We start from the raw sequence: 22,804 nt of genomic DNA on the forward strand, positions 1-22,804 counted from the left end.
TTATTTAAATTTTTGTCGATTACATGGAGAGTCAAATAACTTTAGAAGACAAACTAAAAGAACGGATTAAAGAATTAACTTGTTTGTATAAGGTTAGTTCTTTAATTCGTAATAATGATTTCTCTAATATAAAATCTTTATTGCAAGAAATTTCATTAAGTGTTAAAAAAGCCATACGTTTTCCTGATGAAGCGTTTGTAGAAATAAAAACGGATGATTTTACAATTGTAGAGGGAGAGAAAATAGAAGATGCTATATGTATTGTAGCCGCTTTAAAGCCTTTTAATAAAATTAAAGGGGCCATAACTGTTGGCTATTCTAAACAAAAATTTTCTGAAAATGCCTTTTTGAATGAAGAAAAATTGTTATTAAAAAAAGTATCTTCAGAAATCAGTGATTTTTTTGAAAGAAAAGCAATAAAGGAAAAAGAAGATATTGCTAAAAGACAAATAGAAAGAGCAGGAAGACTTACTATTTTAGGAGAGATTACAGCAGGAATTGCACACGAACTAAATACACCTTTAGCAAATATTTTAGGGTTTACAGAATTGTTAAAAGAGCGTTATAAAGAAGATAAAATAGGAAGTGAAGATTTAGAAAAAGTAATAAATAGTGCTATTTATTCTAGAGAAATAGTAAAAAAGCTAATGTTTTTTTCTTGTGAAATGCCACAGCAAATGGCATCGATTAATATTAATAAAATTATAGATGAAGCCATAGGGTTGTTAAAACCTAACTTTAAGAAAAAAAACATTCAATACAATGTTTCTTATTTAAATGATGAAATTTATTTAAAAGTTGATAGAATTCAACTTACACAAGTTATCTTTAATTTAATTATAAATGCCATTTACTTTTCGCCATTAAATGGTAAAATTAATATTATTGTTGAAGAGAAATCTAAAACGATACAAATTAAAATTTCTGATGAAGGAAAAGGAATAGGAACCACAAATTCAGAAAATATTTTTAATCCGTTTTTTACAACCAAACCTGTAGGAGAAGGTTCTGGTTTAGGTTTAAGCGTTGTTCATGGAATAATTAAAAGCCATAAAGGGACTATAATTCACCAGCCAAATTCACCTAAAGGTACTATTTTTGTTGTTAGTTTCCCTAAAAGTTAAAAGATGCTAAATAAAGAAAATATATTAATTGTTGATGATGATGTTCATATTTTAGAGCTTATCCAAAGGCATTTACAATCCTTAAATTATCATACTTATAAAGCCATTTCGGTAAAAGAAGCTTTAGAAATTTTAAAAGATACTTCAATAGATTTATTAATTACTGATTTACAAATGCCTGGTGTAGATGGCTTGGAACTTATAAAATATGTCTCTGAACATTATCCTAAAATACCTAAATTAGTAGTTACAGGTTTTCCATCTATAGATGGCGCTTTAGAAGTCATGAAATCTGGTGCAGTAGATTACATTACAAAACCATTTACAAAGGAAGAGTTAAAATTGGCAACTTTAAAATCATTAGAATTAAACCTTAAAGTTAGAAAAACTCAGAAAGTAAAAGAAGAATTAGCACCAAAGTCTTATGGAGAATTAATAGGTTCTTCTATTGCTATAAAAAAGGTTACCGATGTTATTGAGCGTTTAAAAAATAACAAAGCAACAGTTTTTATTCATGGTGAAAGTGGGACAGGAAAAGAGTTGGTAGCGCGTTCTATTCACTATATGGGGAAATATTCATCAGCTCCTTTTGTTGTTGTAAATTGTGGGGCAATTCCAGAGAATTTATTAGAATCAGAATTATTTGGTTATGTAAAAGGCGCTTTTACCGGAGCAGAAAAAGATAGAAAAGGTTTTTTTCAAGCGGCAAATAACGGAACTATTTTTTTAGACGAAATTGGCAATGCTTCTTTAGCTACACAATTAAGATTGCTACGTGTTTTACAAGAAAAAGAAGTAGTAAAAGTTGGGACTCAAAAAGCAGAAAAAATTGATGTAAGGGTAATCGCAGCTACAAATGTAGATGTAAAAGATTTGATTAAAAAAGAACGCTTTAGAGAAGATTTGTATTACAGATTAACTGTTGTTCAAATAGAGGTGCCATCATTATTAGAACGACTTTCAGATATCCCATTATTGGTTGATAAATTTTTATTAAAATACGGAATAGAATATAAAGATCGATTTTTAAAAATCACTCCAGAAGCTATAGATATTCTTAAAAAATATCATTGGCCAGGAAATATAAGAGAGTTAGAAAACGTAATTCAAAGAGCTATTATTATGTGTGATAAATTTGTAGATGTAGAGCATTTGCCGGAACACATAAAATATCAGATAAATTTCCCTAAAACAGATAAGCTTTTATCATTAAAAGAATTTGAAAAAGCATATCTTTTAAAAGTGCTTCATGCTACTAATAATAATAAAACCAAAGCGGCAGAAATTCTTCAAATTGATAGAAAAACTCTTCGAGAAAAATTAAAATAAATTTTATTTATAAACGAGTAAAAAAGTAGCGACTGGGGATTTTTTCCTCAGTCGCTACTTTTTGTATCTATAATAAATTTAGTTCTTAATACTTGATAATTAGATTTTTAAGTATTGGGTGTGTTTAGAGTATTAATAATTGGCATATCACTTGCCTATGTTAAAGTGTAATTAAAAATATAATTATGAGTATTGACAGTAAAAGTTTATGTAATGCTTGCATGCATGTAAATTCTTGCAGCTTAACATCAAGTAAAAAATTTATTTGGTCTTGTAGTGAATATGAAGTGTTAAGTAGTACTGATACAGAACCAATTTTACCAACCAATTTTAGTTTCACAAAAAGTGAAAAAGAAATTGAAATTAATTAAAGATGACATTAACAAAAGAATTAAAACAAAAACAACAACCTAAACAAGGGATGTTAGAAAATGTTATGCAGCAATTTGAAAATGCCGCAGAATTAATAAACTTAAACCCTAATATTAAAAAGATATTAAGCGTAACAAATAATGAGCTAATAATTCATTTTCCAGTTAGAATGGATAATGGAGAGGTAGAGGTTTTTAAAGGGTATAGGGTACAGCATAATAATGCCCTTGGACCTTATAAAGGAGGCTTAAGATATCATCCAACAATTGATGTAGATGCTGTAAAAGCATTAGCGATGTGGATGACATGGAAAACATCTTTAGCAGGTTTGCCTTATGGAGGAGCAAAAGGTGGGATTCAAATAGATCCAAAGAAATATTCTAATGCAGAATTAGAGCGTATTACAAGAAGGTTTACCTATGCTTTAGGGGATAATATTGGTCCAGAACACGATATTCCAGCTCCTGATGTAAATACAAATGCTCAAACTATGGCGTGGATAGCAGATACCTATATGTCTACAAAAGCACCATCAGAAAGATCAAGAAATCAGCATGTTGTTACAGGGAAACCAATAGGTTCTGGAGGTTTAGAAGGTAGAGATAGGGCTACAGGTTTTGGTGTTTTTCTTACGATTAAGTTTTGGGCAGAACAAAAAAGTGTTAAACTTAAAGATAAAACTTTTATCGTTCAAGGTTTTGGAAATGTTGGTTATTGGGCTGCACATTTTTTAGAAAAAGAAGGAGCTAAATTTGTAGGTGTGCAAGATGCATTTGGTACAATTGTAAATAAAGAAGGAATAGAAGTAGAAAAATTATTAGCCTACACTAAAGAGAATCAAGGAAGTATTGTCGGTTTTTCAAATTCAGAAAACATTGCTAAAGAAGACTTCTTTGGATTAGATTGTGATATTTGTATTCCTGCTGCTTTAGGAAATCAAATAACAGAAGAAAAAGCACATCAAATTAAAGCTTTTTTAATTGCTGAAGGTGCAAATGGACCTACAACTGTAGAAGCAGAAAAAATATTATTAGAAAAAGGTGTGGCAATTATTCCTGATATTTTATGCAATTCAGGAGGTGTTATTGGAAGTTATTTTGAATGGCTTCAAAATAGAAACGGTGAACTTTGGGAGTTGAATGAAATAATTGAAAGACTTAATAAAAAAATGAAAGAGGTTTTTATTAAAGTTCTTAATGTTGCCGAAAGTAAAAAAATAGATCTGCGTTCTGCAGCTTATGTTTTGGCTATTGAAAGATTAGAAAGAACTTATATTCAACGTGGTGTTTTTCCATAAAAAAAATGTATAGATGATGAAATATGGAAAATTAATTATAGAAGAAAACCAATATGTAATACTTAAAAAACTTTTAAACCTGTCTAGTATAGATCATTCTAAAACGGTAAAAGGTTATATTTTGAAGTTGCAAAATGAGTTAAGAGAAGCAATTGTTTTGTCAAAAAAAGAAATGCCTCAAGATGTAGTAAGGCTTAATTCTTTGGTTACTGTTATCACTAAAGATAAGTTGTGGAAAAAAACTTTTGAGTTAGTTCTACCTTCAAAAAATAATATTTTAGATAATAAAATTTCTTTATTATTACCAATGGGAGCTGCTGTTTTAGGTTATGCAAAAGGTGATGCTATTCTTTGGGAATTTCCTGGTGGCTTAAAAGAATTAAAAGTTTTAGACGTAGTGCAAGTAGATTAGAAAATGAATTAAAATACTCATATGCAATCAAATAATATTTATAAAAACGATTCTGAAAACCAAATAATTCAAAAAAGAAGTTTAGAAGAGTTAAATATGTGGATATCACAAGTAAATTATATCTTAGAAGAATCTAATACTTTGGCTAAAATAGCGTCGGATAAATTAAAAAATAAAGATTTAAGAGATCAATTTTTAATGATAATTGAAAAAAATGCAGGTATCCTAAGTGCTTTTTTAACCTATAAAAATACAACAGATAACTTTATGGAATGTATTGATTTAGATTGTGATTTATTTTATTACAATGAACACGAAAAAATTAGAAATCTATACACTGAGTACCTTAATAATTATAGAAGTGTAAAAAAGAAGTTTTTTAAAAGTTTATTAATTCATAATTAATTTTTACTATTTAAGAAGCAGTTCATCACTAATTTTATCATAAACGGTACAATAATAATCATGAAATCTAGGAAGCAATATGTTTTCTAGGTTTTTTGTTTTTTTTAGGATATCTAAATCAAATAATTGAATTGCATCAACCTCTTCCTCTTGAATGGTTAATGTTGATAAAGGAACTTTTAATTCTGCGATAAATACATGATGATGTTCATTGTCTTGAATTCCGTTTGCATGAGAAACTTGATGAATTCGCGTACCAATTTTGATGAGGTCTTTATCTACTAATTGTAATCCGATTTCTTCAAAAACTTCTCTTTTTGCAGCGGTTAAAATTTCTTCACCTGCAGCAATATGTCCAGCAACAGAAATATCCCATAAACCAGGAAATACTTTTTTTGTTAAGGCTCTTTTTTGAAGCAATATCTTTTTATCCGAAGTAAAAATCCAAATATGTACAGTGGCGTGAAACCATCCATTTTTATGTGCTTCAGATTTTAAAGCAGTTTTTCCTGTTGGTTTCCCTTCAGGAGTTAAGATGTCAATGAGTTCGTCCATATATAAGAATTATGAATTACGAATTCGTAATTACAAATTCGTAATTCATAATTGAAGTATTTTATTCAAAATAAGAAAAAGTTTCATCACCTTTAATATTCAATAAAGTTTCATAAATCATTTTAATCACATTTTCCACATCTTCTCTATGTACCATTTCTACTGTTGTATGCATGTATCTTAATGGTAAAGAAATTAGAGCAGAAGCAACACCACCATTACTATAGGCAAAAGCATCTGTATCCGTTCCTGTTGCTCTAGAAAGGGCAGAACGCTGAAAAGGAATCTCTTTTGCTTGGGCAGTTTCTGTAATTAAATCACGTAATTTTTGTTGAACAGCTGGCGCATAAGCAACCACGGGGCCTTTACCTAACTCTAAATGACCCGCAGATTTTTTCTCAATCATTGGAGTTGTTGTGTCATGAGTTACATCGGTAACTATAGCCACATTCGGTTTAATGGTTTGTGTGATCATTTCTGCACCACGTAAACCTATTTCTTCTTGTACAGAATTGGTAATGTATAATCCGAAAGGCAATTCTTTTTTGTTTTCTTTTAGCAAACGAGCAACTTCGGCAATCATAAAACCACCCATTCTGTTGTCTAAAGCTCTACAAACAAACTTATCTCCGTTTAAAATATGAAACTCATCTGGGTAGGTAATTACACAGCCAACATGAACACCAAGTTTTTCTACTTCTTCTTTGGTTGCACAACCTGTATCAATAAAAATATTGTCTGGTTTTGGAGCTTCTTCATTAGCTTTATTTCTAGTGTGAATTGCAGGCCATCCAAAAACACCTTTTACAATTCCGTTTTTGGTATGAATGTTTACAATTTTACTAGGTGCAATTTGATGGTCAGAACCACCATTTCTAATTACATAGATTAAACCGTTATCAGAAATATAATTTACATACCAAGAAATTTCATCAGCATGTCCTTCAATTACTACTTTGTATTTTGCATTAGGATTGATAACTCCAACAGCAGAGCCATAGGTGTCTGTAATAAATTCATCTACATAAGGTTTTAGATACTCCATCCAAATTTTCTGACCTTCCCATTCGTATCCGGTTGGTGCAGCATTATTTAAGTATTTTTCTAAAAATGTAAGTGACGCTTTATTTAAAATTGATTTTTTTTTCATTATATATTTATTTATAAATTTGAAAAGTATTTAAAGTTATAATGCCTGTTTGTAGGTTTTCTTCTAGTAAAATTGAAAAAGAAAAAGTATTGATAGCATTTTGTGTTTCCAATTGTAAAAATAATACGATTTTTTAGGAATTCCATTAAAATAATCACAAAAAAGTGTAACAAAAGTCCTTACTTTTACACTTATTAACAAATAAAACCAAGACCATGAAGTTAGTAATTGAAAATTTGACAAAGACTTATAAAAACGGCGTAAAAGCAATTGATAATTTAAGTATAGAAATTGGTACAGGGATGTTTGGTTTGTTGGGCCCCAATGGAGCAGGGAAATCATCTTTAATGAGAACAATTGCAACGCTGCAAAGTCCAGATTCGGGTTCAATTAAGTTTGGTGATATTAATGTTTTAGAAGACAATATGTCTTTACGAAAAGTATTGGGTTATTTACCTCAATCTTTTGGAGTATATCCTAAAATGTCTGCAGAAGAATTACTCGATTATTTTGCGACTTTAAAAGGAGTTGCAAATAAATCAGAAAGAAAAGCAATTGTAAAAGAAGTTTTAGAAATTACCAATCTGTATGATGTAAGACACAAAAATGTTGCGGGTTATTCTGGAGGAATGAAACAACGTTTTGGGATTGCGCAATTGCTTTTAAATAACCCCAAATTAATCATAGTTGATGAACCAACTGCGGGTTTAGATCCGGCAGAAAGACATCGTTTTTTAAATGTTTTAAGAGAAGTTGGTAGTAATTGTACCGTTATTTTTTCTACACATATTGTTGAAGATGTAAAAGAATTGTGTAATGAAATGGCAATTTTAAATGGAGGTAAAATATTAAAACACTCTACACCACAAAAAGCAACAAAAGAATTAGAAGGTACAATTTGGACAAAGGTTATTGATAAAGATGATTTAGAAGAAAATATGAAGCTTTACAATGTATTGTCTAGAAACTTTAATCCAGATAACACATTAAATATTAGAGTGCATTCAGTAGAAAAACCTTCTAAAGATTTTATGACTGCTACACCTCAATTAGATGATGTGTATTTTATTGCTTTAAAACAAGATGAACCAGTTTTAACAAGTTAAGAGTTTTTTAATTATGAGTTTTAAGTTAGAATTTAGTCTAAATTTTTATAATGAAACTCAAAAAACTAAATACTCAAAACTAAACACTCAAAACTTTTTTTATGTTTTCAACTATTTTCAAACAAGAATTAAAATACTGGTTTCATAAACCTGTTTTTTATATTTATATCTCAATATTTTTACTAATTTCTTTCTTTTTATCAGCAACTGCTGCAGGTATTTGGGATGGAATTACAGGAACCACAGGGTCTTCAAGAATTGTAAACTCGCCAAAAGGTGTTTTTGACCTATTCAATGCATTTACAGTTTTAATTTTCTTTTTATTTCCATCTATTATTGGTGTTTCTATTTATCGAGATTTTAAAAGTGAAATGCACACTATTTTGTATTCCTATCCATTTACAAAATCCAATTATTTATTTGCAAAATTTTTTAGTGGTATTGTTGTTGTGTCTATTATTGTTTTGGTAATTGCACTTGGAATGATTATTGGTTTTCGTTTCCCCGGAACCAATTCAGAAATAGTAGGTGATTTTAATGTAATGGCCTATTTACAAACTTATTTAGTATATATTCTGCCAAATATATTGTTTTTTGGTGCCGTTGTTTTTGCAGTGGTTACTTTTTCTAGAAATATAGCAGCGGGCTTTATTACGGTTATAATTTTAATGTTTGCACAAGGTGCTATTGCTAGTATTTTATCTGAACCAGAGCAAGCAACTTTATTAGCAATTTTAGATCCTTTTGGTTCTTCTGCATCTGAATATTATACCAAATATTGGACAGTTTCTGAGCAAAATGAATTACAGTTACCGATTAAAGAATTCATTATTTATAACAGATTGTTGTGGTTAGCCATTTCTTCCTTAATTTTTGGATTGGTATATAGGTACTTTAAATTTGGTCAGAATGCCATTTCTATTTCTTTTAGAAAATCTAAATCAGAAAGAGTCACAAAATCTAATTTTAGCGGAATTACAAGAATAATTTTACCAAAAGTAACACACAATTATTCTTTTATTCAGAATTTAAAAGTGATGTGGAAATTGTCTAACATCGATTTTAAATACATCTTTAAGAGTTTACCATTTATCTGTATTCTTATTGTTGGTATTTTAATGTTAGTTGGAACTTTGTTTAGTTCTAGTGAAATTTTTGGAACAGATACGCTTCCTGTAACTTGGCAAATGTTGGGGGGAGGGAATGTTTTTAGTTTGTTAGTAATAAATATTTGTACTTTTTTATACGCAGGTATGTTGGTGCAAAGAGCAAGAACTGCTAAAATAAGCCATTTGGTAGATAGTACACCAATACCAAATTGGACGTTATTATTTTCTAAACTAATAGCTTTATTAAAAATGCAAGTTGTTTTATTGGCTGTAATTATGGTATCTGGAATGTTATTTCAAGTTTATAAAGGATATTATAATTTTGAAATAGGACATTATTTAAAAGAATTATATGGTTTAAAATTTTTAAATTATATAGTGTGGGCCTTTTTAGCCATATTTATACAAACATTATTTAAAAACCAATATTTAGGGTTATTAGTATTGTTGATTATTGCTATTGGAATTCCTTTTTTATCTTTAGTTGGAATTGAGTTGTCAATCTTTAAATACAATGAAGGTCCTGGTTATAGTTATTCAGATATGAATGGTTATGGATCTGCTTTATCGAGATATTTATGGTATAAATTGTATTGGATCTTAGGAGGAACATTACTGTTAATTGTTAGTATTTTATTTTGGGTTAGAGGTTTACCAAATTCTTTTCAAGAAAGATTACAAATAACATTAGTAAGATTTAAAACCCCTCAAAAAATTAGCTTTGCTATCATTTTATTGTCTTTTTTAACTTTAGGATTTACCATTTATCAAGAAACAAAATCTGAAGAAAAAAACACAGCATCTAAGCAAGCCGAATTAAACGCAGTTAAATGGGAAAAAACGTATAAAAAATACGAAGATTATAAACAGCCAAGGATTGTAGCCGTAAAAGCAGATGTAGCTATTTATCCGAAGCAAAGAACTTATAAAGCAAGTGCTATTTACACTATGGTAAATAAAACCAATAAGGCAATAGATAGTATTTTATTAAATCATAATTCATTAGAGAGTGAGTTTGAGTTTAATAAACCTAATAATTTGGTTTTAGAAGACACTGTTTTTAATTTTGATATTTATAAGTTTGATAAAAAAATACAGCCTGGAGATTCTTTGCAATTAACAATTCATGTAAAAAGCAAAGAAAACACTATGTTCGAGCAAAAATCTCCAATAAGAGAAAACGGAACATTTATTAATAATTTTGGAATGTTTCCATCTTTAGGATATTCTTCAGGAGGGGAACTTACAGATAATAAAACTCGTAAAAAATACGATTTACCACCCAATAATTTACGTCCTCACCCCTCAGATTCTACAGCTTTAGGAAACACATATATTTCTAAAGATTCTGATTGGATAGATTTTGAAGCAACAGTTTCTACATCTAAAGACCAAATAGCAATTGCACCAGGTTATTTGCAAAAAGAATGGACAGAAGGTGATCGTAAATATTTCCATTACAAAATGGATAGTAAAATATTAAATTTTTATGCTTTTAATTCTGCTAGATATGAAGTGAAAAAAGAAATGTGGAATGGTATTAGTTTAGAAATTTATTATCACAAACCACATGATTTTAATTTAGATAGAATGATGAAGGGGATGAAAGCATCTTTAGCATACAATGCGAATAATTTTAGTCCTTATCAGCATAAACAATTAAGAATTATTGAATTTCCAAGAACGGCAGGAACATTTGCACAATCATTTGCAAATACAATTCCTTTTTCTGAAGGTTTTGGTTTTATTGCAGATGTAGATGAAGAAAATGAAGATGGTGTAGATTACCCTTTTGCAGTAACGGTACATGAAGTAGCACATCAATGGTGGGCGCATCAAGTTATTGGTGCAGATGTTTTGGGAGCTACAATGTTGTCAGAAAGTATGTCTGAATATGTTGCCTTAAAAGTGTTAGAGCATCAACATGGAAAACCTAAAATGCGAACATTTTTAAAAGAAGCCTTAGATAGTTATTTAATGCAACGAACTTTTGAAACCAAAAGAGAAAAACCACTAATGTATAATGACGGTCAAGGTTATATCCGTTATCAAAAAGGATCTTTAGTTTTTTATGCTTTGAGTGATTATATTGGCGAAAAAAAATTGAATGGAGCGTTAAAAAAATATGTAGAAAAAGTGAAGTTTCAAGAACCTCCTTATACAACTTCTATAGAAATGGTAGATTATATTAGAAAAGTAACTCCAGATTCTTTACAATATGTAATTAAAGATATGTTTGAAACCATTACACTTTATAAAAATAGAATTGTAGAAGCTACAACTACAAAACTAGAAAATGGTAAATATCAAGTAGATATTGAATTTGAAGTTTCTAAATATAGAAATGATGAAAAAGGAAAGAAGTTTTACGGAGAAAAAGTAGGAGATACTTTAACTTATAAAACAGAAAAAATGACCAAACCTGTTTTGTCTGTTCCATTAGCAGATTATATAGATATTGGTATTTTTACTAAAGAAGAAATTGATGGTAAAAAGAAAGAAAAAGAATTGTATTTACACAAACATAAAATTACTAAAATCAATAATAAAATTACACTTATTGTTGATGAAAAACCAACAGAAGTTGGTGTAGATCCCTATAACAAATTGATTGATACACAATCTGAAGATAACAGAAGAAAATTATAATGATGAATAAAAAAACAAAAAGAATTCTTACTTCTACTTTTTTTCTGATTGTAGTAATTTTACATGTTTACGGACTCTTGGGGCATGAAATGTTGGCATTTTATACAAAACCTTTTTTAATGATTTCTCTTGTTTTAGTTTATTTAGGAGCAACAAAAAAAGCGAATTTTTGGTATGTTTCTGCAGTGTTTTTTTCTTTTTGGGGTGATGTGTTTTTGCTTTTTAAAGAACAGTTTTTTATACATGGTTTAGCATCATTTTTATTTGCTCATGTATTATATATTAAAATATCTGCAGAGTTTTTAAAGAAAATTAACTTACAAAAAGCAGCTTTTATTTCTGTACCGTTTGTAATTTTTTTAGTGGGCTTAATTTTTCTAATTAAAGATAGTTTAGGAGAAATGTTATTCCCAGTAATTATTTATGGAATCACAATTTCTTCTTTTGGAGCAGTAACTTTATTAAATTATCTACAAAAAAAGACTACAGAAAATTTGTGGTTGTTTTTAGGAGCTATTATTTTTATGGCATCAGATAACTTAATTGCAATTAATAAATTTTATGAGCCTAAAGAGTTTTATGGAATTACCATTATGCTAACTTATATTATTGCACAATATTTAATTTGTAAAGCTATGATTGTTAAAGATTCTAGTTTGTAAATAATTAATTTGTTTAAAATTTTTCAATGAAAAAAATCATATTAGTTTTTCTTTTAATAAGCGTTTTTGGTGCGTGTAAAAAGACAAATAATACCAAACTTACTTTTTTAGATGAATTTGTATTAGCAGATTCAATACCATTTCAGAACTCCATTATTGGCGGACTTTCAGCTATTGATAAAACAAATGGATTTTATTACTTTGTAGTTGATGATGCTAGAAATCCACGCTTTTTAAAAGCGAAAATCAATATACAACAAAATGAAATACAAGCTGTAGATTTTAAAGATGTTGTGTTTTTAAATGATTCGACAACTTCGTATTATAAAGAAAATCACTTAGATTTAGAATCTATCTTTGTAGATGAAGAAACAGAAGAAATTACTTTTGTTGGTGAAGGCTCTATTCGAAAAAAAAAAGGGTTAACTGTTTTTAAAACAGCTGCAAACGGAAAGTTTATAGAGGCTTATAAACTTCCAGAAAGTTTAAGTAATAATAAAATAATAAAACACAATGCAGGTTTTGAAGGTTCATCAAAAAGTATTGATGGTAAAGGATTTTGGGTTGCAATGGAAGCTCCTTTAAAAACCGATGGTGAAGATCCAACTTTTACAAAGACATCATCACCTATTAGAATTACTTATTATGATAAAGCAACTAAAAAAGCCACAAAACAGTTTGCTTATCAATTAGAAAGAATTACAAAACCAGCAAAAGGAAAAGTAAATTTAAATGGAGCTACAGCAATTTTAGAATATAAAAAGAATCATTTTTTTATTATAGAAAGAACCTATCAAAGCGGTTATGGAGCTCACGGAAATATAGTTAGAGTATTTGATGCAACTATAGATAAAGAAACTACCAATGTTTTAGAAATAGATTCATTAAAGAAAACTACATTTATTCCTCTTAAAAAACGATTGTTGTTAAATTTTGAAAAAGTTCAAGATCAATTAACTAATGGAATTATTGATAATATAGAGGGGATGACTTTTGGGCCAATATTAGAGAACGGAAATCAATCTTTAATTTTAATTTCAGATGATAATTTTCAAGTTTATGGTAAACAATTAAATCAATTTGTATTATTAGAAATTACAAATTAAAATATCGTTTTATACATTCAACCTCAATAACTATCAATGTTTAGTAACTTAAAACATTCTCTTATAAAAAAAAGATTCAATAAATCTTTATTAAACTTTATTGCAGATAAATCAATTTCTCAGAAAGAAATTCTTACTGTAGGGATTTTAACAACAGATGAAATTTCATCACAATTCGACCTTCAAAAAGAAATAGAGGCTACTTTAAATGTTAGAAATGTAAAGTTATATAGTTATAGAAAGTATGATAAATTAGATGAGGTTTCTTTTAAACACTTTTCGGAAAAAGATATCAATTGGAAAGGAAATTTTACCCATCAAAGTTTGCTGGGCTTTTTAGAACAACCATTCGATTTATTAATAGGGTATTTTGATACAAATAATTTGTATTTAGAAAATGCAGTTTTACAATCTAAATCTTTATTTAAAACAGGCTTTGCAAATGTAAACCCTCAATTATATGATATAGAAATTGTAGAGGATGTAGAGCATTTATCTCAATTTTCTACAGAATTAAAAAAATACTTACAAATTTTAAAAAAGTTAAAAAATTAAACTTTAAAATTAAAGTTGTTTATTCTTCTTGTAATTTGTTTTTTTCTTATCAGCATATCAGGGAATAGTGTAATTTTACAGTATCTAAAAACAAGAAGGAATGCAAAAATTTATAGGAACAGGAGTTGCTTTAGTAACCCCTTTTAATGAAGATTTAAGTGTAGATTTTGATGCGCTAATTAAATTAGTAAATTACAATATAGATAATGGAACTAATTATTTAGTAATTAATGGCACAACCGCAGAAAGTGCTACTATTACAGAAGAAGAAAAACAAGAAATTATAGAGATTATTGTAAAAACAAACAATAAGCGTTTGCCTTTAGTTTTAGGTGTTGGAGGTAATAATACATTAAAAGTTGTTGAGGAATTAAAAACAAGAGATTTATCTGATATCGATGGAATTCTTTCTGTAGCTCCTTATTATAGCAAACCTACCCAAGAGGGTTTTTATCAGCACTTTAAAGCCGTTGCAGAAGCTACAGACAAACCTATAATTTTGTACAATGTTCCGGGTAGAACTGCTAAAAATATGGAGCCTGCAACAACACTTCGTTTAGCAAAAGATTTTTCAAATATTGTAGGCGTAAAAGAAGCAGGAAATAATCAGCAACAATATTATACATTACTTAAAAACAAACCAGAAGATTTTTTAATTATTTCAGGTGATGATGACTTAGTACTTGGGGTAACTTTAGCTGGTGGTTCTGGTGTTATTTCTGTAATTGGACAAGCATTTCCAAAAGAATTTTCTAAAATGATTCAGTTAGGATTAAAGGGAGAGAATAAAGCAGCTTTTGATATTCATTTTAAAATGATGGATATTGTAGATTTTATTTTTGAAGAAAACAATCCTGCCGGAATAAAAACGGTTTTACAAGAATTAAATATTTGTAAAAATGAAGTTCGTTTACCTTTAGTAAAAGCAAGTACAGAACTTCAATTAAAAATTGCTAATTTTGTAACTAGTTTTAAGTAAAAAAATATTCCTAAAATTTCAATAAAGATGTTATCAGCAAAAATACAAGACGCATTAAATAAACAAGTAACAATAGAAGCACAATCTTCTCAAGTATATTTAGCAATGGCTTCTTGGGCAGAAACACAAGGTTTTGAAGGAGTATCGCAGTTTATGTATGCACATTCAGATGAAGAGCGTATGCATATGTTAAAATTGGTAAAGTTTATAAATGAAAGAGGAGGTCATGCAATAATATCACCTTTAGCAGCACCACCAGTATCTTTTGGGTCTTTTAAAGAAATGTTTCAAGAACTTTTTAATCATGAAGTTTCGGTTTCTGCATCAATAAATGATTTGGTAGATATTTCTTTGCAAGAAAAAGATTATGCAACTCATAATTTTCTACAATGGTATGTTTCAGAGCAAATAGAAGAAGAAGCCTTAGCAAGAAATATTTTAGATAAAATTAGTTTAATTGGCGATGATAAAAGTGGTTTTTATCTTTTTGATAATGACATCAAACAACTAATTACAGCTACACCAGCAAAATAACATTAACAAACTTTTAGTATCATTTTATACGTTTTTTAAGACTTTTTTGCGGATAATTGCAGAACATAATTAACTGTGTAAAAAATCGTTTTATTTATCCATAATTAATCACTAATTTTGCCCGATGCAAAAAATTAAAAATTTAGCGTGTTTATTGATGATGAGCCTACTGTTGTTTTCATGTGGGGAATATCAAAAAGTCTTAAACAAAGGTACAACTGAAGAGCAGTATAAGATGGCTGTAAAAATGTACGAAAGTAAAAAGTATAGCAAAGCTTTACGTTTATTTGAGAAAATCACCCCTTCTTACAGAGGAAAACCTCAAATGGAACGTATTTCTTTTATGATAGCACAATCTAATTTTAACGAGAAAAACTATTCTTATTCTGGTTATTATTTTGATAGATTTACTAAAAATTATCCTAAAAGTTCTAAAAGAGAAGAAGCAGCTTTTTTATCTGCTTACAGTTATAAATTAGCATCTCCGGTTTTTAGTAAAGATCCCACAGATACTAACAAAGCTTTAGAGGCATATCAAAGTTTTATTAACACCTATCCAGATTCTGATAAAATTCCAGAAGCTAATAAGCATTACAAAGAGTTACGTTATAAGTTGCAAAAAAAATACTTTGAAATAGCAAAAACGTACTATACAACTGCCGATTACGATTTAAGAAATTATAAAGCAGCCATACAAGCCTTTGATAATTTGTTATCAGACTATTTAGGGTCAGAATTTAAAGAAGAAGCTTTGTATTATCGTTTAAAAGCAGCTCATGATTTTGTTTTAAAAAGCTACGATCGAAGAAAGCCTGAAAGAATTAAAGATGCTATTAAAGCATATGATAAATTAAAAAGAAATTTTCCAAAATCTAAGTATATGGAAGATTCTAATAAAATGTTAGCAACTTTACATAAAGAAGACGAAAGAGTAAAAGGTTTAATTGCTAAAAGTAAAGAGTTAGAAAATACAAAAAAGAAATAATTATTATTATGGATTATAAAGATACAAACGCTGCTATAAGTACTATTACTTATAACAAAAATGAGATTGAAGCTGAAACAGAAAATATCTATGAAGCTATTTCTATTATTGCTAAAAGAGCAGAGCAAATTAATTCTGACTTAAAAAAAGAATTAGTAGATAAATTAGATGAGTTTGCTACTTATAATGATTCTTTAGAAGAAGTATTTGAAAATAAAGAACAAATAGAAGTTTCTAAATTTTATGAAAGATTACCAAAACCAACTGCAATAGCTGTTGATGAATGGTTAAATCATAAAGTATACCATAGAACTCCAGACACAGAATAATGTCTGTTTTAAGTGGTAAAAAAATTCTACTTGGCATTACTGCCGGAATTGCTGCTTATAAAACGGCTGGTTTAGTTCGTTTATTTATAAAATTAGGCGCAGAAGTCAAAGTTATAATGACTCCTGCGTCTAAAGATTTTATAACACCTCTTACGCTTTCTACACTTTCTAAAAATCCTGTTCATTCTACTTTTTACGAAAAAGAAGATGAAAATGAATTATGGAACAATCATGTAGAGTTAGGGCTATGGGCAGATTATATGCTTATTGCACCAGCAACTGCAAACACACTTTCTAAAATGACAAATGGTACCTGTGATAATTTATTATTAGCTACCTATTTGTCTGCAAAATGCCCTGTATATTTTGCTCCAGCGATGGATTTAGATATGTATATCCATCCATCAACAAAAACAAGCATAGATACACTGCAAAGTTTTGGAAATATTTTAATTCCTGCAACTTCTGGAGAGCTAGCAAGTGGTTTAGTTGGTGAAGGAAGAATGGCAGAACCTAAAGATATTGTCTTATTTATAGAAAAGGACATCTTATCAAAGCTTCCATTACGTGGCAAAAAAGTTTTAATTACTGCGGGTCCAACTTATGAAGCAATCGATCCCGTTCGTTTTATCGGAAATCATTCTTCTGGTAAAATGGGATTTGAAATAGCAAAAGTAGCTGCAAATTTAGGTGCTGAGGTTTTTTTAATAGCTGGCCCTAGTCACCAAAAAATAAATCATTCATTTGTAAAAAGAATAGATGTTGTTTCTGCAGAAGAAATGTACAATGCTGCCCATAATTATTTTAATGATGTGGATATAGCAATACTTTCTGCAGCTGTGGCAGATTATAAACTAAAAAATGTTGCTCATCAGAAAATAAAAAAGAAAGATGTTTCGTTAGAGATAGAGTTAGAACCAACAAAAGATATATTGGCATCTTTAGGTAAAATAAAAAAACATCAATTTTTAGTAGGTTTTGCTCTAGAGACTAATAACGAATTAGCAAATGCAAAAGGTAAATTGCAACGTAAGAATTTAGATGCAATTGTATTAAATTCTTTACAAGATAAAGGAGCAGGTTTTGCAACAGACACAAATAAAATTACTATTATTGATAAAAATTTAAAAGAAACACCTTTTAAATTAAAGTCAAAAGAGGCTGTTGCAAAAGATATTATGAATGTTATTATAGATAAAATAGATGCGTAAACTAATTTTCCTTTTTGTATTCCTTTTTTCTGTTAGTATTGTTTCTTCACAAGAATTAAATTGTTTGGTAACTGTTAACTATAACCAAATTTCGGGTTCTAATACACAGGTTTTTAAAACTTTAGAGAAATCTCTTACAGAATATATTAATCAAACCAAATGGACAAATAGAACTGTAAAAACAGAAGAACGTATTAATTGTGCAATGACAATTATTGTTTCTGCAAAAGAGGATAATACTTTTACAGCATCCCTTCAAGTTCAATCTACAAGACCAGTTTTTGGGTCTAGTTATGCTTCACCTGTTTTAAATATAAAAGACAACGAGTTTAGTTTTAAATACAACGAGTTTGATCCTTTAATTTATAATAAAAATTCTTTTGATAGTAATTTAATTTCTACAATCGTTTTTTATGTAAACGTAATTTTAGGAGTAGATGCAGATACATTTAAAAAATACGGAGGAGAACCTTACTTAAAAGAAGCTCAAAATGTTATGTTACAAGCACAACAAAGTGGTTTGTCTTCTTGGCAAAATGTGGTAGGTAAACAAAATCGTTATCTTTTGATAGATAATTTACTGTCTCCTAAATTAAAAAATTACAGAAATGTAATGTACAATTATCACAGAAAAGGTTTAGATACTTTTGTAAGCAATAAGAATGCTGCAAAACAAAGTATAGAAGATAGTGTTATATCATTAGAAAATATTTACAATAAAACTATTGGTAATTATCTGATTAGAACTTTTTTTGACGCAAAAGCAGATGAAATTGTGAATGTTTATTCTGAAGGGGGAAAAACTAGAAATAAGAATAAGTTAGTACAAACTTTAAGGAAAATTTCTCCAAACAATAATTCTAAGTGGAGAAATATAAAGGAATAAATTCTCTCTCTAACTTTCAAATTTATTCCTTAATTTTATTCTTTTAAAATTAAAGAATTTGCTCACATCATTATCCATAAATAATTACGCATTAATCAACAAGTTATCTATTGATTTTTCTTCGGGACTATCAATTATAACAGGAGAAACAGGTGCAGGAAAATCAATACTCTTAGGAGCGTTAGGCTTAGTTTTAGGTAATAGGGCAGATTTATCTTCTCTAAAAGATAGTACCCAAAAATGTGTTGTAGAGGCTAAAATTGCTATTTCAAATTATCATTTAGAAGATTTTTTTAATCAAACAGATTTAGATTATGAGGCAGAAACAATAATTAGAAGAGAAATTTTGCCTTCAGGAAAATCGAGAGCTTTTGTAAATGATACTCCTGTAAACCTATCGGTTTTAAATGAATTGAAATCTAAATTGATAGATGTGCACTCTCAGCATCAAACAATGCAATTATCCGATACTAGTTTTCAATTTTCTGTTATTGATGCTTTGGCAAAAAATAAAGAAAGAATTGCTTCTTATAAACGCGGATTTCAGCAACTTAATCAACTAAAAAAAGAGTTGGTAGAATTAGAACAAACTCAGCGTGAAGCAAACCAACAATATGATTATAATTTACACCTGTTTAAAGAATTAGAAGAAGCTAATTTAAAAGTTAACGAACAGGCAGAGTTAGAAGTTACTTTAGAAAAACTAAATAATGTTGAAGATATTAAACTAAACTTATCTGAAGCACTAGAAATTACTATAAACGATGAAATAGGTGTTCAAAATTTACTTCACACTTTAGAAAATAGACTTTCTAAAATAGAATCTTATAGTAAAGAATATCAAGATTTATCAGAAAGAGTTACTTCTCTGAAAATAGAGATTGATGATATTGTTTCGGAATTAGAGAATGCCAATGAAAATGTAGATTTTAATCCAAATGAAGCAGAAAAAATTAATGATAGATTACAACTAATTTACAATTTACAGAAAAAACATTATGTAAATTCTAATGATGAATTGTTTACAATTTTTGAAGAATTATCAGAAAAAGTAGCACAAGTAGAATCTGCAGAAGAAGTTATCAATAAAAAGCAAGATGAAATTAAATTGGTTTCTGAAAAATTAGATAAGGTTGCTGCATTAATTAGTAAAGCTAGAATTTCATCCCTTTCAAAATTAACCAAAGAATTAGAAAGTTTATTAGTAGGTTTAGGAATGGAAAATGCAAGATTTTCTATTAAAATAAAACCTTCTAAAAATTATTTCATCAATGGTAAAGATGAATTAGAGTTTTTATTCTCAGCAAATAAAGGTGGTAATTTTGGTGAGCTAAAAAAAGTAGCTTCTGGTGGAGAATTGTCTAGAATAATGTTGTCTGTCAAAAAAGTATTATCAGAAAACACACAACTACCTACTATTATTTTCGATGAAATTGATACAGGAGTTTCTGGAGAAGTTTCTAATAAAATAGCAACAATAATGCAACAAATGAGTAAGCAAATGCAAGTAATTGCTATTACACATTTACCACAAATTGCGGCCAAAGGAAACAACCATTACAAGGTTTATAAAGAGGAAATAAACGGAGTTACAACAACAAATTTAAAACAATTAACTACAAGCGAAAGAGTTGTAGAAATTGCTGAAATGTTAAGTGGAAAAGACATATCCGATTCGGCACTTACACATGCTAAAGAGTTGTTAAATTAAATAGTTGCTACTACTTTAGGCTGTATCATTTCTTTTTTTGTATTAAAAATCGCTATATCAAAACTTATTTCATAATTTAGAAATAAGCATCTCTGTTACAGAGAAATTAGAATAAAGAATCACTAATATTTTGTAGGCTGAATAATAATAATCAAATTATTATTCATTTTTTTTAATAAAAAATGAATAATTGGTGTTTTTGGTTAAATATAATATGAAATATTATATTTTTTTTAGAGAAAAGTGTATTTTGCATTTTAAATTAACTTTAAACCAAACGTTTATGAAAAAAATTACTTTATTATTTCTTTTATTAACCATTAGCTTTTCTGCTCATGCTCAGTTTCCTGAAAGTTTTGACGGTGGAGTTTTACCAACAGGATGGACAACCTATATAGGTGCCAACGGATTGGGGACTTCTGAAAACTGGATAGCAGATGTAAATGGTTATATGTATTGTACTGATGAAAATGCTGGGGGAGTTACAGAAGATTGGCTTGTAAGTCCTTCTGTAAGTATTACTGCAACAAATTCATTATTAAGTTTTTATGAAGGAACCTTATATACATCAGTATACGAGCCTACTACTATGTATGTTAAGGTGTCTACAACTTCTCAAACAGACATTAGTAGTTTTACAACAGTAAGTTCATTGTCTGCTACAGACGTTTTTGGAGGTAATAATTCAAGAGATGTAGATTTATCTGCTTATATAGGTGAGACAGTCTATATTGCTTGGGTTTTAGAGCAAGATTATGGAGATGGTTGGATTGTTGATGATATTTTTCTAACCAATCCAAACGCAGCAGCACCAAATTGTGCTACAGACCCAACACCAGTTGATGGAGCAACAGGTGTTGTTTTAAATTCAGGTGAAGTTACAATTGGTTGGACAGCACCAGCAACAGGAGATATTCCAACAAGTTATGAGGTTTTTTGGGGAACAACTTCTGGAAGTTTAACCTCTTTAGGTTTTATTAGTTCAACTACGGTAGATATTACAAACGTAGATTTGTCAACTACTTATTATTGGATGATTGTTCCTAAAAACTCAGGAGGAAGCTCAGTTGGTTGTGCAGAATGGAGTTTTACAACAGAAGATCCACCACCACCACCAGTAAATGATACTTTAGCAGGGGCAATTCCTATTGTACCGTCTGCAGAAGGAACAGGTTGTACTTCATCAGGTTTTACGTTAAACTTTTCTACTGATGGAACTACAGATAGTGGAATGGATGGATCATGTAATGGAGCAGATACAGGTTTGGATCAATTTTTTACTTGGACAGCAACAACAGAAGGATTAATGTTTAACGATGCTTCTCCAGGAAATCCAGGAATTGTAATTAGAGACCTTGCAGGAAATGAAATTGCTTGTGCTTCAACTTATGCCGCTGATAATGTAATTTTAGATGGATGGAATATTGGTGATGATTTAATTATACAAATTTATGATTATGGAACAACAGTTTCTGATGTTGCATTTTGTTTAGAGCTTTATACGCCACCTGCGCCTATTGTGCCTAATTATTCTAATAATTTTGATGTTTTTCCTGGTGACGGTTGGTTTGAAGCAACTGGTGCATTTATGGATCCTTCAGGATCTACTTCTTCATTCGATATAGATGATTTTAAAAATGATGTAACGCATGCAAATGGTAATTCTGCACGTGTTAATATTTATGGATCTTCAACAGATGAGTATTTAATTAGCAATAAGTTTGATTTATCAGGAGGAACATATTACTTAAACTTCGATTTAGCGTTAACAAAATATAATGACACAGCTGTAGGGACATTTGGAGCTGATGATTATTTAGCATTATTGGTTACCCAAGATGATGGAGCTACTTGGACAGAATTAGCTAGATGGGATTCTGCAAATCCAATTTTAGAAGCAGAAGAAGCTATTTCAGAAATAACCTTAGCAGGGTATAATGATAATACGTATTTTGCTTTTTATGCTTATTCAGATACAAGTAATGAAGATAACGATTTGTTTATAGACAATTTTCAAATTACAGGATCTACTTTAGGTATTGCTAAAAATAATATAGATGGCTTTAGCTTATTTCCTACTTTAGTAAAAGATAAAATTTCTTTTACTTCTTTAGAAAATATAGAAAGCTTTGATGTATTTAACCTTTTAGGACAACAAGTTTTTTCTACAAAAATAAATGCTAAAAAAGCAGAGTTAAATTTATCTACATTAACAAAAGGGGTTTATATTGTAAAAGTAAAATCAGGTGATTCTATAGGAAGTTATAAGATTCTTAAAGAATAAATTTTAAATTTATATTATATAAAAATGCAAATCGATTTCGGTTTGCATTTTTTG

Annotated in this window: 21 protein-coding genes; 19 read left to right on the plus strand and 2 right to left on the minus strand. The window is 29.1% G+C overall.

What is annotated here, in order from left to right; all coding sequences use genetic code 11:
• Window positions 1–23 precede the first annotated feature (23 nt).
• The 6 genes from MC378_RS10760 (at window position 24) to MC378_RS10785 (ending at window position 4,939) form a co-directional block, all read left to right on the plus strand.
• Window positions 24–1,124: a sensor histidine kinase gene (locus tag MC378_RS10760; RefSeq protein WP_242178772.1), complete on the plus strand. Its 1,101-nt coding sequence runs from the start codon at window positions 24–26 to the stop codon at window positions 1,122–1,124.
• 3 nt (window positions 1,125–1,127) lie between these two features.
• Entirely contained in the window at window positions 1,128–2,453 is a 1,326-nt protein-coding gene (locus tag MC378_RS10765) for a sigma-54-dependent transcriptional regulator (protein ID WP_242178773.1), read from the plus strand.
• A 185-nt stretch (window positions 2,454–2,638) separates the two neighbouring features.
• On the plus strand, window positions 2,639–2,824 hold the full coding sequence (locus MC378_RS10770) for a hypothetical protein (RefSeq protein WP_242178774.1): 186 nt from the start codon (window positions 2,639–2,641) through the stop codon (window positions 2,822–2,824).
• 2 nt (window positions 2,825–2,826) lie between these two features.
• Window positions 2,827–4,122 carry a Glu/Leu/Phe/Val family dehydrogenase gene (locus MC378_RS10775; RefSeq protein WP_242178775.1) on the plus strand — a complete coding sequence of 432 codons (1,296 nt, stop codon included), beginning with the start codon at window positions 2,827–2,829 and terminating at the stop codon, window positions 4,120–4,122.
• Window positions 4,123–4,135: 13 nt separating this feature from the next.
• Window positions 4,136–4,534 carry a GreA/GreB family elongation factor gene (locus tag MC378_RS10780; protein WP_242178776.1) on the plus strand — a complete coding sequence of 133 codons (399 nt, stop codon included), beginning with the start codon at window positions 4,136–4,138 and terminating at the stop codon, window positions 4,532–4,534.
• 21 nt (window positions 4,535–4,555) lie between these two features.
• Window positions 4,556–4,939, plus strand: coding sequence for a hypothetical protein (locus MC378_RS10785; protein ID WP_242178777.1), 384 nt, complete (start codon window positions 4,556–4,558; stop codon window positions 4,937–4,939).
• Between the two features lie 6 nt (window positions 4,940–4,945).
• Here the strand turns inward: MC378_RS10785 and MC378_RS10790 are convergent, their stop codons facing one another.
• Window positions 4,946–5,494 carry an NUDIX hydrolase gene (locus MC378_RS10790; RefSeq protein WP_242178778.1) on the minus strand — a complete coding sequence of 183 codons (549 nt, stop codon included), beginning with the start codon at window positions 5,492–5,494 and terminating at the stop codon, window positions 4,946–4,948.
• A 61-nt stretch (window positions 5,495–5,555) separates the two neighbouring features.
• On the minus strand, window positions 5,556–6,644 hold the full coding sequence (locus tag MC378_RS10795; protein ID WP_242178779.1) for a M42 family metallopeptidase: 1,089 nt from the start codon (window positions 6,642–6,644) through the stop codon (window positions 5,556–5,558).
• Window positions 6,645–6,859: 215 nt separating this feature from the next.
• Here MC378_RS10795 and MC378_RS10800 point away from each other — a divergent pair, with 215 nt between their 5' ends.
• The 13 genes from MC378_RS10800 (at window position 6,860) to MC378_RS10860 (ending at window position 22,750) form a co-directional block, all read left to right on the plus strand.
• Complete coding sequence (locus MC378_RS10800; protein WP_242178780.1) at window positions 6,860–7,750, plus strand: ABC transporter ATP-binding protein; 891 nt, start codon at window positions 6,860–6,862, stop codon at window positions 7,748–7,750.
• A gap of 101 nt (window positions 7,751–7,851) precedes the next feature.
• Window positions 7,852–11,508, plus strand: a complete 3,657-nt coding sequence (locus MC378_RS10805; RefSeq protein ID WP_242178781.1) for a M1 family aminopeptidase — start codon at window positions 7,852–7,854, stop codon at window positions 11,506–11,508.
• Between the two features lie 2 nt (window positions 11,509–11,510).
• Window positions 11,511–12,170 carry a lysoplasmalogenase gene (locus MC378_RS10810; protein ID WP_242178782.1) on the plus strand — a complete coding sequence of 220 codons (660 nt, stop codon included), beginning with the start codon at window positions 11,511–11,513 and terminating at the stop codon, window positions 12,168–12,170.
• Between the two features lie 26 nt (window positions 12,171–12,196).
• Entirely contained in the window at window positions 12,197–13,276 is a 1,080-nt protein-coding gene (locus MC378_RS10815) for an esterase-like activity of phytase family protein (protein WP_242178783.1), read from the plus strand.
• Between the two features lie 36 nt (window positions 13,277–13,312).
• Window positions 13,313–13,831 (plus strand): DUF6913 domain-containing protein, encoded by a 519-nt coding sequence (locus MC378_RS10820; RefSeq protein ID WP_242178784.1) that lies wholly within the window; start codon window positions 13,313–13,315, stop codon window positions 13,829–13,831.
• Between the two features lie 100 nt (window positions 13,832–13,931).
• Complete coding sequence (gene dapA / locus MC378_RS10825; protein ID WP_242178785.1) at window positions 13,932–14,810, plus strand: 4-hydroxy-tetrahydrodipicolinate synthase; 879 nt, start codon at window positions 13,932–13,934, stop codon at window positions 14,808–14,810.
• 27 nt (window positions 14,811–14,837) lie between these two features.
• Entirely contained in the window at window positions 14,838–15,344 is a 507-nt protein-coding gene (locus MC378_RS10830; protein ID WP_242178786.1) for a ferritin, read from the plus strand.
• Between the two features lie 124 nt (window positions 15,345–15,468).
• The gene (locus tag MC378_RS10835) at window positions 15,469–16,329 is read left to right on the plus strand and encodes an outer membrane protein assembly factor BamD (RefSeq protein WP_242178787.1); all 861 of its coding nucleotides are present in this window, start codon (window positions 15,469–15,471) and stop codon (window positions 16,327–16,329) included.
• 8 nt (window positions 16,330–16,337) lie between these two features.
• Window positions 16,338–16,658, plus strand: a complete 321-nt coding sequence (locus MC378_RS10840; RefSeq protein WP_242178788.1) for a DNA-directed RNA polymerase subunit omega — start codon at window positions 16,338–16,340, stop codon at window positions 16,656–16,658.
• Window positions 16,658–17,869, plus strand: coding sequence for a bifunctional phosphopantothenoylcysteine decarboxylase/phosphopantothenate--cysteine ligase CoaBC (gene coaBC / locus MC378_RS10845; protein ID WP_242178789.1), 1,212 nt, complete (start codon window positions 16,658–16,660; stop codon window positions 17,867–17,869). Before MC378_RS10840 ends, coaBC begins: the two co-directional genes overlap by 1 nt.
• Window positions 17,862–18,755, plus strand: coding sequence for a type IX secretion system protein PorD (gene porD / locus MC378_RS10850; RefSeq protein ID WP_242178790.1), 894 nt, complete (start codon window positions 17,862–17,864; stop codon window positions 18,753–18,755). The genes coaBC and porD overlap by 8 nt, the downstream gene beginning before the upstream one ends.
• Before the next feature lie 58 nt (window positions 18,756–18,813).
• Complete coding sequence (gene recN, locus MC378_RS10855) at window positions 18,814–20,466, plus strand: DNA repair protein RecN (RefSeq protein WP_242178791.1); 1,653 nt, start codon at window positions 18,814–18,816, stop codon at window positions 20,464–20,466.
• 283 nt (window positions 20,467–20,749) lie between these two features.
• Window positions 20,750–22,750, plus strand: a complete 2,001-nt coding sequence (locus MC378_RS10860) for a T9SS-dependent choice-of-anchor J family protein (protein ID WP_242178792.1) — start codon at window positions 20,750–20,752, stop codon at window positions 22,748–22,750.
• Window positions 22,751–22,804: the final 54 nt, after the last annotated feature.

It is taken from the genome of Polaribacter marinus (assembly GCF_022662535.1).
In the GTDB taxonomy this organism is placed as follows: Bacteria; Bacteroidota; Bacteroidia; order Flavobacteriales; family Flavobacteriaceae; genus Polaribacter; species Polaribacter marinus.